Here is a 15,645-nt window from a genome sequence, read left to right as displayed (position 1 = left end):
AGGGACGAAGGCGGACCGAGCTTGATGCCGACCGGCGGGAGAGCGACATGCCTGAAGCAGCGATCATCACCCCGAGGGTGTGACGCGCCACACTGTGTTTCCGACATCGTCCGCGATCAGCAGCGCTCCGGTTTTGTCGATGGCAACGCCGACCGGCCGACCACGCGCCTCCTCCTGGTCGTTGAGGAAACCTGTGACGACGTCTTGAGCCATGCCGCTGGGGCGGCCACCGCTGAACGGCACGAAGACGACTTTGTAGCCATTCAGCCCGGGACGGTCCCAGCTGCCGTGCTCGCCGACAAAGGCGCCGCCCCGATATATCTGCGGCAGGCTGGTTCCGGTGTAGAAAGCCATGCCCAACGGTGCCACATGCGAACTCAGCGCATAATCGGGAACGATCGCCTTGGCGACCAGATCCGGGCGCTGCGGCATTACCCGGGGATCGACATGCTGGCCGTAATAGCTGTACGGCCAGCCGTAGAAGCCGCCGTCCTTCACCGATGTCATGTAGTCCGGCACTAGATTTGGTCCGAGTTCATCGCGCTCGTTGACGACGGTCCAGAGTGCTCCCGTCTGCGGCTCGAAGCTCAAGCCGTTCGGATTGCGCAATCCGCTGGCAAAAATGCGCGATCGTCCGGTGGCCCTGTCCACCTGCCAGATTGCGGCGCGGTCCTTTTCCGCGCCGATGCCGTTTTCGGTGATGTTGCTGTTCGAACCGACGCCGACATAGAGCAACGACCCGTCCGGACTGGCGGCGAGGCTTTTGGTCCAATGATGATCGATCGGACCGCCCGGCAATTCCGTTAACCTGACGCCCGGCGCGGTGATCTTGGTGTCGCCTGGCCTGTAGGGATAGCGCATGATCGCGTCGGTGTTGGCAACGTAGAGGTCGTTTCCCACCAGGGCGACGCCGAAGGGCGAATTCAGGTGATCGAGGAACACATCCCGGACGTCAGGCACGCCGTCGCCATTGCGGTCACGCAGCAAGGTGATGCGGTTGCTCCGTCCCGTATCGCCGCCCGAGGTGACAAGCGATTCGATTAGGCCCATCACGATATCCTTCGGCCGTTTGGCTGGCGGTTCCGGCGGGGCCTTCGATTCGACGACCAGCACATCGCCGTTCGGCAGGATGTAGAGCGAGCGCGGATGCTGAAGCCCGGTCGCCAGCGCATGGATCTGCAGGCCCTGCGCTACCGTCGGCGTTTCATCCTTCTTCCAGCCGACCACGGATGCAAGATGCATCGGCGGGAACAGATATTGCTTTATCTCCGGCAAATTCGGGTTGGGGCCTATCTGAGTGCTTGGGTCGGCGGCATCGTTGCTGCAGCCCGCGGCGCCGAGCGTCGCAAAGCAAAGGAACGCAAGCCCTGTACCATAAGCGCGTCGCTTGCCGGATCGATCAAACGGTTTCATCGGCCACTCCCACGTGGTGGCGGTAGACAAGGGCCCAGCCCAGCCAGCCGGTGAATATCAGGATGAGTACCACCAGCGCCGACAGGATAAGGCCTGTCGGCATCACCGAGGTCCAGGCATCACGGGTATGTATGAGCATGTTGAAGAAGGACAGTATGACCGCCACCGCATTGCCCAGCATGTGCAGCCACGCGGTTTTATGTGCGCGCACCCGGCGATCGCCCAGGAAGTCGGTGAAGCCGGCAATGGCGGCTAGGACGCCGACGATCACCCCGACCGTCAGCAGCCAGGCGGAGAAATTCGCCCACATCATCTCCGCCGTCCGCCAGTAGTTCAGGTCCGTCAGCAATGCGCCGACGAAGCAGGCGATGGGAATGGGCACGAGCATCGGATGGATGGGATGGCCGGCGATGCTGGCCGTGGAAGCCGGATTCTCCCTTGCCATGAGGAAGTCCTTCCATATCAACTCTTGGTTGACCCATAAACAATCCCCAAGGCCGGAGGTTCCTGCCTGATGGTCCCGGCGGGTCGCCGCGGACCGAGTTCAGCGGTCAGATCGGCACGATCGCCAGCACCTGGCGGGCGATGATCAATTCTTCGTTAGTGGCGATTGCGTAAACATCGACCGCGCTGCCCTCGCCGGTGATCCGCCCTTTTCCCGACCGGTTTGCATTCGCGTCGAGCAACACGTCCAGCCATCGCAGGCGCTCGCAAACCGCTTCACGGATCTGCCAGGAATGCTCTCCGATCCCTCCCGTGAACACCAGCGCCTCGATACCCTGGAGCGTGGCTCCCATCGCCGCGATCTCGCGGGCGATCCGAAACGTGAAGAGATCGATCGCCTCCGCCGCACGAGGATCCTTGCTGCCAAGCAAGGTCCGCACATCTGCCGACACTCCCGAAACGCCGAGCAGGCCGGACTTGTGATAGAGCAAGGTCTCCAACTCTTTCACGGACATGCCGCGCGCCTGCTGAAGGTAGAGAAGCAGGCCGGGGTCGATGGCGCCCGGCCGCGTGGCCATCATCAACCCGTCAAGCGCGGTGAACCCCATGGTGGTGTCGAGACTTCTGCCTTCGCGCATGGCGCACAGGCTGCATCCGCTGCCGAGATGCGCGACCACCCAACGCTTGCCCCGGAGTCCGGGCGAAAGCGCCTGCAGCTGGCCTGCGACGAATTCGTAGGAAAGGCCGTGGAAGCCGTAACGGCGGATCCCGCTTTCCTCGAACTCGCGCGGCAGCGCATAGCGGTTGACGGGCGGCTCCAGCGTGCGGTGAAAGGCGGTGTCGAAGCAACCGATCTGGGGTAGGCCGGGCAGCAGTTTGGAGATCGCACGAACCGGCGCCAGGCCGGCCGGCTGGTGGAGCGGTGCCATCGGCGTCAGCGCGTCGAGCGCCTCGACGATCTCGCCGGTCAGCAGGACCGGAGTCGAAAACCGCTTGCCACCATGGACGATGCGATGGCCGACCGCGCTCAGCGGAGCCTGCGCAAGATACGGATCGAGGACATCGAACAAGTCCCGCAGGAGAACCTCTACGGGCGGGCTTGCGGGCTTGACGGCGCGTTTGAAGATGGATTTGCCCGACGCGTCCTTGGCGACGAGGCTTGGCTCGTCATCCAAGTCTTCGCACGCACCGCTCACCGTGAGCACCGGCCCCTCCTGTGATCCGGCTTCGAACAGGCCGAACTTCAGGCTGGACGAGCCTGCATTGAGGGCGAGTATTGCGCTGGTCACGAGCGGCACTCCCCGGCGGGCACAGCCTTAACCATCCGCCGCGCCCGCTTTGTCGCGCCAGGCCCAGTTCCGGATCTCGGGCATGTCCTCGCCATGTTCGCGAACATAGCGCGTGTGCTCGTTCAGGCCGTCGGCAAATCGGGCCCTCGCATCGGCTGCCCTGGCGCTCAGCCCCGGCACCCGGTCGATCGCCTCGATGGCTAGGTGAAAACGGTCCAGTTCGTTGAGCACCGCCATGTCGAAGGGCGTGGTCGTCGTGCCCTCTTCTTTGTAGCCGCGAACGTGGAAGTTGTCGTGATTGGCCCGTTTGTAGGTCAGCCGGTGAATGAGATAGGGATAGCCGTGGTAGGCGAAGACCACCGGTCTGCCGGTCGTGAACAGCCTGTCGAATTCCGCGTCCGCCAGGCCGTGGGGGTGCTGCTCCTTGGGTTGCAGCGCCATCAGGTCCATTACATTGACGACGCGTATCGCGAGATCCGGTATCGCCTGGCGAAGAAGGTCGACAGCGGCGAGCGTCTCCAGCGTCGGCACGTCTCCCGCGCAGGCCATCACCACGTCGGGATCCTCCCCTCCACGCTCGGTTCCCGCCCAATCCCAGATCCCGATGCCGGCCTCGCAATGACGTATGGCGTCGTCCATCGGCAGCCACTGGGAAGCCGGCTGCTTGCCGGCAACGATCACGTTGACCCGATTGTAGGTTCGCAGGCAGTGATCCGTGACCCAGAGCAGCGTATTGGCATCCGGCGGGAAGTAGATGCGCACGATGTCCGCCTTCTTGTTGGCGACGAGATCGACGAAGCCGGGATCCTGGTGGCTGAAACCATTGTGGTCCTGCCTCCACACATGGGAGGTCAACAGATAGTTGAGCGACGCGATCGGCCGCCGCCAGACAAGTTCACGCGAGACCTTCAGCCATTTGGCGTGCTGGTTGAACATGGAATCGACTATGTGGATGAACGCCTCGTAGCATGAGAAGAGGCCGTGCCGGCCGGTCAGCAGGTATCCTTCCAGCCAGCCTTGGCAAAGATGTTCGCTCAGCACCTCCATGACGCGGCCGTCGCGCGCCAGATGCTCGTCATAAGGCTCGATCTTTTCCATCCAGACGCGCTCGGTCGCGTCGAAGACCGCATCCAGCCTGTTGGACGATGTCTCGTCCGGTCCCATGAGCCTGAAATTGCGGGCATCGGCATTCAGCCGTATGACCTCCTCGATGAACGCTCCCATGAGCTTCGTCGCCTCGGCCCTTGCGCCGCCGGGTTTCGGGACCGCGACCCCGAAGTGGCGGAAATCCGGCAATCGCAACTCCTGCTTGAGCATCCCTCCATTGGCATGTGGATTGCTGCCCATGCGCCGCTCGCCATCCGGTGCCAGGGCCTGTAGCTCGTTTCGAAACCTGCCCGCTTCATCGAAAAGCGTCTCGGGCCGGTAGCCGCGCATCCAATTTTCCAGAGCTGCGAGATGGCCTGCATCGTTTCGCGGGTCGGTGATCGGCACCTGGTGCGCGCGCCAGAAACCCTCGACCTTCTTGCCATCCAGCTCCTTCGGGCCGGTCCAGCCCTTCGGGCTTCTCAGCACGATCATCGGCCAGCGGGGCCGATGATCCACTCTGCCGGTCTCGCGCGCTTCCTTCTGGATTTCATCGATCCGATCGAAGACCGTATCGAGCGTTTCGGCCATCAGCCGGTGCATCGCCCGGGGTTCGTCGCCTTCGACGAAAAAAGGTTCATAGCCATATCCAGCCAGCAGGCTCCGCAACTCTTGCGCCTCGATCCGGGCGAGCACCGTCGGGTTCGCGATCTTGTAGCCGTTGAGATGAAGAATCGGCAGGACAGCCCCGTCCTGGACCGGATTGAGGAATTTGTTCGAATGCCAGGAGGCTGCCAGCGCGCCCGTTTCCGCCTCGCCGTCGCCGATCACGCAGGCCACGACGAGGTCCGGGTTGTCAAACGCGGCGCCATAGGCGTGAGCCAGCGCATAGCCGAGTTCGCCGCCCTCATGGATCGACCCCGGCGTTTCCGCGGCGGCATGGCTCGGGATGCCGCCCGGAAAGGAGAATTGGCGAAAGAGCTTGCGCAACCCATCCTCGTCGCGACTGACCTCGGGATAGATTTCGCTGTAGGTCCCTTCGAGATAGGTATTGGCGACCATCCCCGGTCCACCATGGCCTGGGCCGCAAATGTAGATCACGTCGGCATCACGCTGCCTGATGATGCGATTGAGATGGACGTAGATGAAATTCAGCCCGGGCGTGGTCCCCCAGTGGCCAAGCAGGCGAGGTTTGATGTGCTCCGGCCGCAACGGCTCCTTCAGCAGCGGATTGTCGATCAGATAGATCTGTCCGACCGACAGAAAATTCGCCGCCCGCCAATAACGGTCGATGAGATCGAGCTCTCCTTGTTCAGGCCGGCTACGCATTGCCCGCACGAGTTTCTCCTTGGCAAAGCTGGTTGAAATACGATGCGTGCCGCCCGCATTGAATAATCCGACAGCGAAGTCGAGGTTCCCATCAAATGCGAGCCGCCCCACGCAGCCGGCCGGGGAAATCTTGCCTCAGCCGCGGATTTCACCATCTAAAGGCGATGCCATCGCCCGGATCCAGCAATCCCACGGACCCTCGCCAGGACGACCTCTTTGGTGCGCCCGACAGCTTGCCGGAAGGATTTCGTTACCGGCCCGAACTGATCACGCTGGCGCAGGAAGCTGAACTGGTGCGGGAGCTCGAGAGCCTGTCCTTCCAGCCATTCGATTTCCACGGCTATCTCGCGAACAGACGCGTGGCAGGCTTCGGCCTGCGCTACGACTATGAGCGGCGCCAGGTGATGGAGGCGCCGCCCATACCAGGTTTCTTGCTGCCCTTGAGGGACAAGGTAGCCGGCTTTGCCGGCCTGCCTGCCACCGATTTCGTGCAGGTCCTGATCAACGAATATCGACCGGGCGCCGGCATCGGATGGCATAGCGACAAGCCGCACTTCGGCATTGTCGCCGGAGTGTCGCTGTTGGCTGCTTGCAGTTTCCGCCTGCGCCGCAGGAACGGTGCGAAATGGGACCGCGAAACCGTCACGGTCGAGCCGAGATCCGCATATCTTATGGCGGGCGCCTCGCGGACCGAGTGGGAGCACAGCATACCGCCGGTGAAAGAGCATCGCTATTCGATCACGTTGCGGACGCTCCGGCCGTTGTGATCGTCGGACAGCGACTGCGACAGCCGGTGCAGCATCTCGCGTGAACTGCCGAAGCGAAGAAATTTCGGCCGGGCATGAAACTTTCCCTGCCACCGATGGTTTTGCCGACGGGTTTTGCGGGTGAGCGATTCGATTGAGGAGGCGGCGATGAGCGCTACCGGACTCGAGATTTTCGACAAGACCACCCAAACCACCAATGTCTGGCTGGACGAGATCATGGCCGACCACGGACAGGATCGCCAGTTCGCTTGGCACCTGCTCGGCGTCGTCTTGCGCACCGTCAGGGACCGGCTTCCGGTCGACATGGCTTCGCATCTTGGAGCGCAGTTGCCGCTGCTCGTGCGCGGCACCTACTATGAGCAGTTCGAGCCGTCACGCATGCCGCAAAAGAGCCGTTCCCTGGAAGAGTTTCTCGGCCCCGTTGAGCAGGGCATGGACGATACGCGTCCCGTCGACCCGAAAGCCGCGGTTCAATCGGTCTTCAAGGTCCTCTTTCACCATATCGACCCCGGCCAGATCAGAAAGGTCCGCGCCTCGCTGCCTGAGGACGTACGGCAGCTCTGTCCCGATCCCGATACGAAACACTGAACCTCCTCCCGGTTCGAGAGGCCGGCGTGCTCAATAAAGGAAATCCGCCATGCCCAATGCCGCCGAAATCCTCGTCGACACGCTGATCAACTGGAAAGTGGAGGTCGTCTTCGGCCTGCCGGGCGACGGCATAAACGGCATCATGGAGGCGTTGCGCACCCGTCAGGACCGCATCCGGTTCGTCCAGGTCAGGCACGAGGAATCTGCCGCCTTCATGGCGTGCGCCTATGCCAAATGGACCGGCAGGCTGGGCGTCTGCCTGGCCACCTCGGGACCGGGGGGCACACACCTCCTTACCGGGCTCTATGACGCCAAGCTCGACCAGGCTCCCGTGCTTGCCATCACCGGCATGCAGTTCCACGACCTTATCGAGACTTTTACGCAGCAGGACGTCGACCTGACCCGCGCCTTCAACGACGTAGCGATCTTCAACGCACAGGTCTCCGATGCCGCCCATATGGAAAACCTGGCCGGTCTCGCCTGCCGCTCGGCCCTTGCCCGGCGCGGCGTCGCCCATCTGTCGATTGCCAGCGATGTACAGGAAAACGAGTTGCCCGAGGCGGACCGCTCGAAGCGAAACCGGCCCTCGCACACCCCCGATCGATGGTTCGAAGGCAGCCGGCTTCCGGCTGCCGACCAGCTCGACCAGGCGGTTGAGATTCTCAATGCAGCGAAAAAAGTCGCTATCCTGGCCGGGCGCGGCGCACTCGGCGCGCGCGAAGAACTTGAACGCGCGTCGGACCTGCTGGCGGCGCCCGTCGCCAAGGCGCTGCTCGGCAAAGCCGTGCTGCCCGACGACCATCCGAATACGACCGGCGGCATCGGCATTCTCGGCACCCGCGCCTCGCAGGATGCGCTGAGCAAATGCGACGCCCTGCTGATTGTCGGATCGACGTTCCCCTACATCGAATACTATCCCGAACCCGGCAAGGCGCGCGGCGTCCAGATCGACCGTGACGCGCAGAGGATCGGCCTGCGCTACCCCGTCGAGGCAGGGCTCGTAGGCGATGCCGCCGACACCTTGTGTCTTCTCAACGAACGCCTCGAGCGCAAGAGCGACCGCTCCTTCCTGGAAAAGGCGCGGCAGGAAATGACCCGCTGGCGCGATGCAATGGCATTATCCGAAGCCAAGCCGGATGTGCCGCTGAAGCCGCAACTCGTGGTCAAGGCATTCGGCAGGCGTATGCCTGAGAACGCGATCCTGGCAGCCGATTCAGGACAGAATACCGAGATGGCTGCCAGGCACATCGACATGAAGGCCGGACAGGCATTCGGGGTTTCTGGAGCGCTCGCCTCTATGGCCTGCGGCCTTCCCTATGCGATTGCCGCCGGCATTGCCTTTCCGGGGCGCCCTATCTTCGCAGTGGTTGGGGATGGTGGGCTTGCCATGCAACTCGGCGAATTCTCGACTGCGGTACGGCACGGCATTCCCCTCAAGGTCCTCGTGCTCAAGAACGGCATGCTGAACCAGATCGCCTGGGAGCAGATGATGTTCCTTGGCAATCCGCAATTCGGCTGCGAGCTGCAGCCCATCGATTTCGCCATGGCCGCCGAGGCCATGGGCGGCATCGGCTACAGCGTCTCGCGGCCGGAAGAGGTCGAGGGCGTGCTTGAGGCGGCCTTCGCCACGCAGGGACCGGTGATCATCGAGGCCGTCGTGGACGCCTATGAGCCAATGATGCCGCCCAGGATGCCGCCGGATTATGCGAGGAATTTCCGCAAGGCGCTGCCGGACACGCCTGGACACGACCAGATCGAGGACAATGTCGGCGAGGAGCCGCTGAAGTCCATGATGAACGAAGTTTCCGAGGAAGCGTAGGCACAGCCGATCTCGCCCCACGTCCGCGACGGATGGCGACGTGCGCGGCGACACTGCATAGGGATACTTCTACCGAGTCCGTGGGATCGGTATCGGCGCCCCGACCATCGCGGAAGTCTCGGGCCATGTACCGCTTCGGGGCAGATCCTGCTGTTGCAAGAGTGAAAGGGTCGTGCGGCAAAACTACCGCAAGCCACTGTTCTTGCATGGCAACTTAGCATCAAAAAATTTTTGGGACCCCTCTTGAAGAGATTTCTGGCCGTTCCCAGATCGTTTCGCGTCGAGGCTTCGGCTCGATGAAAAAGGCGTCGCGACACCCGCGGCGTCCCATGTTGCTTTTCGGAGGATATGGATATGAGAAGCGTGGATTTTGCACCCCTTTACCGCACGACGGTCGGCTTCGACCGTCTTTTCGACATGCTCGACAGCAGCATTCGCTCGGACTGGCCTCCCTACAACATTGAAAAGAATAATGAGAACAATTACCGCATCACCATGGCGGTAGCAGGCTACGACCTGGACGAGCTCGAACTCGTGCAGAACGGCGCCGAACTGTGCGTTACCGGACGCAAGAAGCCAGATCCAGAACAGCGGCAAGTTCTCCACCAAGGCCTTGCGATAGGTAATTTCAGACAGGCCTTCAGGCTGGCCGACCACGTAAGGGTGAAGGCTGCGACGCTGAACTGCGGTTTGCTCGCCATCGAGCTCGTGCGTGAGGTGCCCGAAGAACTCAAGCCGCGTCGCATCGAGATTGGCGTCCGCGGCCCTGAAAATACAACGAAGTCGATAAGCCAGGATGTGTCGCGCAAGGCGGCATAGAATGTCGCAACAACCTGCGGTCCGCCTCCCGGCAACGCCGGGAAGCCAAGATTGCGGAGAACGGAGATGAGAAGCGAAGCTGATATCTTTCTTCAAGCCGGCACAAGAAAACCGACCCGCATCGACGTCTCGCCGGTGCCGAAAAACCCCGGCGACGTTCTCAACTGCTCAACTATGAGCCTTGAGGCGAAGCGTGCCTTGCTTGCCTCATGGGCCTCGGACGCGCATGCGGTTGACGACGCTCCGTCGCTGCGCAGGCTGGATGACGGCTCGGTCATGAATGTGGATGAGATCCTTCGCGCGCTGAAGGCACTGGATGAGCGCGAGCAAGGGCATCCGCCGCACAGGGCGGCGTCTCGGTCCCAGCGGCGTTCTTTCGGCCGCTTCCGTCGAGGGAGTTGGTCCCGCTGGATCGCGGGCATCCGAGGTGAAGACGATGATGACGATCCACCTCCGAGCCCGGTCTGCGCGGCGATCCCGCCGAGGGCAGGCGGTGGCGGGGCATTTTCCCTGCCGGAACCTGAAGCAGCCTAGAGCAATCCCGGGAAAAGCGCATACCGCTTTTTCCGTGGAAATTACGTAGAAACAAACAGTTAGAGCAGTTCGGCGTCTCGTGAAACGATGAACTGCCCCAATGAAGGGGTTGGGGCCAACCCCTCAAAAGCATCCAGCCAATGGAGGAAGTTCATGAATGACAAAATGTTCGAGCAGCCTGTTCTGGTGAAGAACGGGGATTTCATGATCGAGGAAGTAGCGTGCCTCGAAGATGCATTCGAGTTTCTGCAGAATTGGCCCCGGAACCGCAGAGGCCCGATTTTCGAAACCGCCCTGCGCGCGTGTCAACGCGCCTATGACGGCCATGTCCCAGCCTCGCTGGCACGCGATGCTTTTGCCGGCTTTGCGCGCTCGGCCAGGATCCTTGAAGACGTCTCGACCTCCATACCCTGGATGGCGGGGATCAAGACGGGCAGAGGCGGCATTTCCGCCTGAGGAGAACGTTCGCCGAACCTTCGGTTTCAAGTATGTCAGGTTCCGAGCAAAGTCATGGAGAGCGCCTAATTCCGTAGGTCGTGCCGCCGGCAGGGCGCGGTGACCGGTGCTAACGCCGGTCACCATGCTTGGCGGTGCCGGTCAGCGGAACATCGAGCCGCCATCAACGTCGAGCGCCGCGCCATAGACGAAGCTCGCGGCGTCCGAGCAAAGGAATAGGATCGCGGCGGCCATGTCGTCGGGCCGGCCCATGCGGCGCATCGGCAAATTGGCCGCGATGCGGTCCTTGAGAGCCTGGTCGATATGGGAATGCATCGGCGAATCGGTCGGCCCCGGATTGAGGGCGTTGATGCGCACCTTCTTTCCCGCCAATTCGCGCGCAACCGACTTCACCAGCGACAGCGTGCCGGCCTTGGACGCCGCATAGGCGGTGTCGGCGATGAGCCCGCCGCCGCCATGCACACCGGCGTCGGAGGCCACGCACACGATATTCCCCCCGCCGGCATTGCCTTGCATGCGCTGCACCGCCCCCTGAACGGTGAAGAAGGTGCCCAGCAGATTGACGCCGAGGACGCGCTGCCAGTGCGCCCAATCCTGCTCCGCGATTCTCTTGGCAGTGATGATCGCCGCGCAGGTCACGACGTTGTCGAGCCGCGCCAGCTTGGCGTCGCAATAGTCGAACATGCGCGCGATGCTGTCGGGGTCGCCCATGTCGGCCACCACCTTGTGCGGTGGGGTCCCGGCCCTTCCGCTCAATTCGTCATGGCGCTTCGCCAACCCCTCGGTATCGCGGTCGCACATCACGACCTCGGCGCCCTTGGAAAGAAAGGCACGGGCGGTCTCGAAACCCATGCCGCTCGCGGCACCGGTCACCAGCACGGTCTTGCCGGCAAAACTGTCCTGGGCAAACGTCGCATAAGGGTCGATCATGATGTCTCCGTGAACAGTAAGGGTTGGCCGGCGGCAACGTTTGGCGAGGCGTGTTCAGGCCTTCAGGTGCAGCGTCACGAGCACGCTGCACTCCGCGCCGCTGTCGAAACGCGCCGCGACGCGCAGCCAGTTGCCAAAATGGCTAAGCCGCGCCATTGCCATGCCGTCGCGCTCGGCCGGCATGACAAACTCGGTGCCTTCGCGCAGCCAGTGCATTCCATCCGGCGAGATCTCGATCCACGCCGTTGCCGCAGGGCCGACAGGTTGCTTCAACGCGCGCACGAAGAAGATCGCCTCGCGCGCCCATCCTGCCTCGTAAGGCTCGCTGGCGGCCTCGCCGCGCCAGCGCTCGTTGCGCGAGACGACCGCGGTGATGTTCTCGGGCAGCATCAGAAGTCTCCGGAAATGCAGATGGAATCGACATAGAGGAAGGCCCGTTTGGCAACGTCGGTTTCAGCGAAGAGGCCGAAATTGAGCATGCACCACAGGTTCTTCATCGCCGGAATGCGGATCGAATCGAATCCCGAGAGATCGAAGCTGCGATCGTTGCAGCGCAGCCCGAGCGCCGTCATCGATTCCAGATCGAAATCGAAGCACAGATAAGTCCAGTTCACCTTGGTGGGGATCTCGTTGTAGCACAGGCGCTGCGATCCGCCGGGAAGGTCGAGCCATCCCTCCGGCGACAGGTGATAGTGGCTGATCGTCTTGTCGTCGCTGCCGATCGGGATGATCTTCTCGGTCTCGCGCTTGTATTGCCATTTTTGCAAGTGCTGGCCGTCGAGCGCGTTCAAAAAGCGCAGATGCGGCATGACCCGATCGCTGTTGCCATCCTGATCTCCGCCCTGCAGGTCGAACAGGAAGCCGACGGAGCGCACATCGGTTTCGGAAAGCTTCAGCGCATTGGCTTCGGGCTTGAAGGTGAAATACATTTCGAAGCGGATCGGTCCGCGCTTCCTGAATGTGTGGCGTTTGATGGCGACGTTGCGGGCTCCCGGCAGGGGACGTGTCGCAACCTTCAACGCATAGGATGAATCCATCCCCCCGTGTGAGCCGGCGTCCCAGTGCGCGAGCGTCGACAGCATGGCGCTGGTATGCTGCGCGTAGCCCGGCAGCATGGTGTCCAGATCGTCCTCATAGTTGCCGACAAGCTGCGACCAGCCGCAATGGCCGCGCGCGAAATCGTCGAACGACAATATCCGCGGCAGCGGGTCGAAGCGGCTGAGCGCGGGGTCCGCGCGCAACAACGCCAGCCGCATCGCCTCGGCGAGGTCAGCGCCCTGGTTTGGAACCTGGTTCTTCATCTCGGCCTCATCCGGCTTTCAGTTTCTTGACGGCGTCCCAGTCGATCTCGATGCCGAGCCCGGGTTTCTGCGGGACGTCGAGCGTGCCGTTCTTCTGCCTGACGCAACCGGGCGCGAGATCGGCCAGGCTGGCCTTGAACGGGCTGGCGTCGCACTCGCACTCCATGACGCCAAAGTTCGGCATCGCGGCTGACAGATGGACGCTTGCGGTCTCGCAGACGATGCCCGACATGCCGATATGCGGCGCGTAGCGGACATCATGCGCCGCGGCGTAGTCGGCCATGCGACGCGTCTCGGAGATGCCGCCCGCGCGCGCCACGTCGGGCTGCAGCACGGACAGCGTCCGGTTGGCGATCAGGCGCTGCGCCTGGTCCAACGTGAAATTGCTCTCGCCCGCGGCCAGCGGCACGTCGCAGCGCCGGCGCAGTTCCTCGTAGCCCTGCTCGTTTTCCGGTTGCAGCGGCTCCTCGAACCAGAAATAGCCGTTTGCCGAAAGCGCACGACCTACCTCGACCGCCTCGTCCAGATTGTAGGCCCAGTTCGCATCGACGCAGAGCCCGATCGCATCGCCGGCGCGCTTGCGGATGCGCTCGATCCGTTTGCAGGCTTCGCGCACGGGCCGCGCCATCTTAACCTTGATGCGCGTAAAGCCCTCGCCGAGATAACGATCGAGTTCAGCGTCGGCGGCATCGTCGTCGACCCAGTTGACCGCGGCGGCATAGACGTCGATGCGGTCGCGTCCGACACCGCCGAGAAGCTTCGCGATCGGCTGTCCGGTCGCCTTGCCCAATATATCCCATAGCGCGATGTCCACGCCGGCGATGGCCTCAATCAGCACGCCGCCCGCCCTGCCCGAAAGCGCGCGGCGCATGGACTGCCATAGGGCGCCGATGTTGCGCGCGTCCTGGCCGAGCAGGCGCGGCTTGAGCGAGCTTTCGATCAGCTCGACATAAGCCTTGGGCGAGAACCGCGCCAGGGTTTCGCCTACGCCGACAATGCCCTCGCTCGTGCGCACTTCGACCAGGACCAGCGAGACCTTTTCATAGACGCCCCAGGACGTGACCGTGGGCCGGGGCAATGTCTGGCTGAGGGGATGGGCAATCACCTCGGCAATCTTCAGCGGCCCCGCCGCGATTGGATCGCTCACGTGCATCGGCTCCAGATTTCTCCCTTGGTCCTCTCGCACCGCCTTCATAGCTTTCACTTGTAAACTTAGCAACCAAAAAACTTAGTTGCTATGTTTGGGAAAACCGTGCTAGTGAGCTCGGAAAGGATTCCGAATGCCCCTGGACGAAGCACGCAAGCCGATTTTCTCCGCGAAACTCGCGAGCCCTTCCCGCCTCGCGGACGGCGTCTCGGATGCGATCGCCGCGGCGTTGTTCGACGGACGCATCGCGCCTGGCGAAGCGCTGCCGCCGGAAGGCGAGATCGCCCGGGAATTCGGCGTCTCCAAGCCCATCGCACGCGAGGCGCTGCGCCAGTTGACCAGCGCCGGCCTCGTTTCGACGCAGCAAGGAAAAGTTGCCCGCGCCAAGGCACTCAGCGGCGAGCCGATGGAGCGCATCTACGCCTATGCGGTCCGTTCGAGCCTGACGCGGCTTCAGGAAGCCAACGAGATGCGCCGCGTCATCGAGGTTGGCATAGCCAGGCTGGCCGCCGAGCGCCGCGATCCGCGCGGCCTGGAAATGATGCGCCAGGCCGTGCTCGACATGCACGCCGGCATCGGGAGGCCTGGCGATTTCACGCAAGCCGACATTCTGTTCCACCTCGGCCTCGCGACGGCCACGGGCAACTCCATGATCCGTATTCAGATGGAAGGGATGCGGTCTGTCCAACGCGAGGTTTCGGAACTGTTCTCCCAGCGCTCCAACCGCACGGAAACGGATTGGAGGGCCACCGTCGAACGGCACCAGGCGATCTACGACGCGATCATGGCGGGCGACACCGATCTCGCGGACCGGCGCATTCACGAGCATTTCGACGCCGCCGACATCGCCTCGTTCGAGGTGGCCGGCAAGCTCGGGGAGCCGTCGCCGTGAGCAAGGACCGTTTTTCCCTTGCCGGACGGCGGGCGCTGGTGACCGGCGCCAGCTCCGGCATCGGGCGCGCGGTTGCGATCGCCCTGGCGCAGCATGGCGCCAGCGTCGCGCTGCATCACTTCGGTGACGCCGCCGGCGCGCGCGAAACGGCTGCCGCTATCGGCCCGGGCACCGCGGTTCTCGAGGCCGATTTCACCGATAGCAAGTCAATGTCGGCCTTTACCGATGAAGCCGCCGGCGCCGGGCCCATCGACATCCTCGTCTCGAACGGCGCGATCGAGCGGCGCCGTGCATGGAGCGAGATCGACGAAGCGCATATCCAGGCCCATGTGGCGGCAAACTTCACGGCCCTGCTTACCCTGGCCACGCGGCTCGTTCCCGCCATGGCCAAGCGCGGATGGGGACGCGTGGTCGCGACCGGCAGCGTGATGGCGAGGCGTCCGCGCGCGGAAACGATCGTCTATGCTTCGCTGAAGGCGGCGCAACTTACGGCGGTGCGCGCCATGGCACGCGAGGTTGCGCCGCATGGCGTCACCATGAATGTGGTATCGCCCGGCGCGATCGAGACGGAGGCAACCGCCGAGCGCTACCGGGACGCAGCCTTCCGCCAAGCGGTCGCGGCGAAGATTCCCGCCGGCCGCCACGGCCAGGCCGACGACCTCGTCGGCGCCTTCGTTTTTCTGTGCAGCGACGCCGCCCGCTACGTCACCGGGGCTGACCTGCCCGTCGACGGCGGCTGGACGATCGGCGACGCGCCCAGCGCGCTGCCGGGGACAACAGCATGACAAGTCGCCGCCGCCTGCCGGCCCGTTCGTTGCGCGCCCGCAGTTG

16 protein-coding genes are annotated in these 15,645 nt (G+C 63.2%); 8 read left to right on the top strand and 8 right to left on the bottom strand.

What is annotated here, in order from left to right:
* Window positions 1–66: 66 nt before the first annotated feature.
* The 4 genes from LB547_RS07355 to LB547_RS07340 all read right to left on the bottom strand — a co-directional run bounded on the left by LB547_RS07355 (window position 67) and on the right by LB547_RS07340 (window position 5,561).
* The gene (locus LB547_RS07355) at window positions 67–1,413 is read right to left on the bottom strand and encodes a PQQ-dependent sugar dehydrogenase (RefSeq protein ID WP_140761478.1); all 1,347 of its coding nucleotides are present in this window, start codon (window positions 1,411–1,413) and stop codon (window positions 67–69) included.
* Window positions 1,400–1,858 carry a DUF2231 domain-containing protein gene (locus LB547_RS07350; protein WP_140632641.1) on the bottom strand — a complete coding sequence of 153 codons (459 nt, stop codon included), beginning with the start codon at window positions 1,856–1,858 and terminating at the stop codon, window positions 1,400–1,402. Before LB547_RS07350 ends, LB547_RS07355 begins: the two co-directional genes overlap by 14 nt.
* 106 nt (window positions 1,859–1,964) lie before the next feature.
* Window positions 1,965–3,146 (bottom strand): acetate/propionate family kinase, encoded by a 1,182-nt coding sequence (locus tag LB547_RS07345; protein ID WP_140761475.1) that lies wholly within the window; start codon window positions 3,144–3,146, stop codon window positions 1,965–1,967.
* A 27-nt stretch (window positions 3,147–3,173) separates the two neighbouring features.
* Complete coding sequence (locus LB547_RS07340; RefSeq protein WP_140761506.1) at window positions 3,174–5,561, bottom strand: phosphoketolase; 2,388 nt, start codon at window positions 5,559–5,561, stop codon at window positions 3,174–3,176.
* 164 nt (window positions 5,562–5,725) lie between these two features.
* Between LB547_RS07340 and LB547_RS07335 the strand changes: the two genes are divergently transcribed.
* The 6 genes from LB547_RS07335 (at window position 5,726) to LB547_RS07310 (ending at window position 10,544) form a co-directional block, all read left to right on the top strand.
* The gene (locus tag LB547_RS07335) at window positions 5,726–6,328 is read left to right on the top strand and encodes an alpha-ketoglutarate-dependent dioxygenase AlkB (protein WP_140761472.1); all 603 of its coding nucleotides are present in this window, start codon (window positions 5,726–5,728) and stop codon (window positions 6,326–6,328) included.
* A gap of 147 nt (window positions 6,329–6,475) precedes the next feature.
* Window positions 6,476–6,916 (top strand): DUF2267 domain-containing protein, encoded by a 441-nt coding sequence (locus tag LB547_RS07330; protein WP_140522271.1) that lies wholly within the window; start codon window positions 6,476–6,478, stop codon window positions 6,914–6,916.
* Window positions 6,917–6,965: 49 nt separating this feature from the next.
* Window positions 6,966–8,735, top strand: coding sequence for a thiamine pyrophosphate-dependent enzyme (locus LB547_RS07325; protein ID WP_140761469.1), 1,770 nt, complete (start codon window positions 6,966–6,968; stop codon window positions 8,733–8,735).
* Between the two features lie 354 nt (window positions 8,736–9,089).
* Entirely contained in the window at window positions 9,090–9,554 is a 465-nt protein-coding gene (locus tag LB547_RS07320; protein ID WP_140632635.1) for an Hsp20 family protein, read from the top strand.
* A gap of 66 nt (window positions 9,555–9,620) precedes the next feature.
* A complete protein-coding gene (locus LB547_RS07315; protein ID WP_140556667.1) occupies window positions 9,621–10,088 on the top strand; it encodes a hypothetical protein in 468 nt (155 codons plus the stop codon).
* A 153-nt stretch (window positions 10,089–10,241) separates the two neighbouring features.
* A complete protein-coding gene (locus LB547_RS07310; protein WP_140496450.1) occupies window positions 10,242–10,544 on the top strand; it encodes a DUF982 domain-containing protein in 303 nt (100 codons plus the stop codon).
* A 141-nt stretch (window positions 10,545–10,685) separates the two neighbouring features.
* Here LB547_RS07310 and LB547_RS07305 read toward each other — a convergent pair whose 3' ends face one another.
* The 4 genes from LB547_RS07305 to LB547_RS07290 all read right to left on the bottom strand — a co-directional run bounded on the left by LB547_RS07305 (window position 10,686) and on the right by LB547_RS07290 (window position 13,922).
* The gene (locus LB547_RS07305) at window positions 10,686–11,396 is read right to left on the bottom strand and encodes an SDR family NAD(P)-dependent oxidoreductase (protein ID WP_246675691.1); all 711 of its coding nucleotides are present in this window, start codon (window positions 11,394–11,396) and stop codon (window positions 10,686–10,688) included.
* A gap of 132 nt (window positions 11,397–11,528) precedes the next feature.
* Window positions 11,529–11,864 (bottom strand): hypothetical protein, encoded by a 336-nt coding sequence (locus LB547_RS07300; RefSeq protein WP_140496164.1) that lies wholly within the window; start codon window positions 11,862–11,864, stop codon window positions 11,529–11,531.
* The gene (locus LB547_RS07295; RefSeq protein WP_140632677.1) at window positions 11,864–12,730 is read right to left on the bottom strand and encodes a DUF6772 family protein; all 867 of its coding nucleotides are present in this window, start codon (window positions 12,728–12,730) and stop codon (window positions 11,864–11,866) included. Before LB547_RS07295 ends, LB547_RS07300 begins: the two co-directional genes overlap by 1 nt.
* A gap of 52 nt (window positions 12,731–12,782) precedes the next feature.
* A complete protein-coding gene (locus tag LB547_RS07290; RefSeq protein ID WP_224518899.1) occupies window positions 12,783–13,922 on the bottom strand; it encodes a mandelate racemase/muconate lactonizing enzyme family protein in 1,140 nt (379 codons plus the stop codon).
* 133 nt (window positions 13,923–14,055) lie between these two features.
* On the opposite strand from LB547_RS07290, the gene LB547_RS07285 reads away from it, so the two are divergent.
* Together LB547_RS07285 and LB547_RS07280 are read left to right on the top strand one after the other, a co-directional pair.
* Complete coding sequence (locus LB547_RS07285) at window positions 14,056–14,814, top strand: FadR/GntR family transcriptional regulator (RefSeq protein WP_140496166.1); 759 nt, start codon at window positions 14,056–14,058, stop codon at window positions 14,812–14,814.
* Window positions 14,811–15,599, top strand: a complete 789-nt coding sequence (locus LB547_RS07280) for an SDR family NAD(P)-dependent oxidoreductase (RefSeq protein WP_140496167.1) — start codon at window positions 14,811–14,813, stop codon at window positions 15,597–15,599. Before LB547_RS07285 ends, LB547_RS07280 begins: the two co-directional genes overlap by 4 nt.
* Window positions 15,600–15,645 lie beyond the last annotated feature (46 nt).

Origin of the sequence: Mesorhizobium sp. B264B1B (assembly GCF_020165765.1) — a bacterium.
GTDB lineage: Bacteria > Pseudomonadota > Alphaproteobacteria > Rhizobiales > Rhizobiaceae > Mesorhizobium.
The sequence above is the reverse complement of the archived record's forward strand: the minus strand, read 5'-3'. Positions and strand labels throughout refer to the sequence as shown.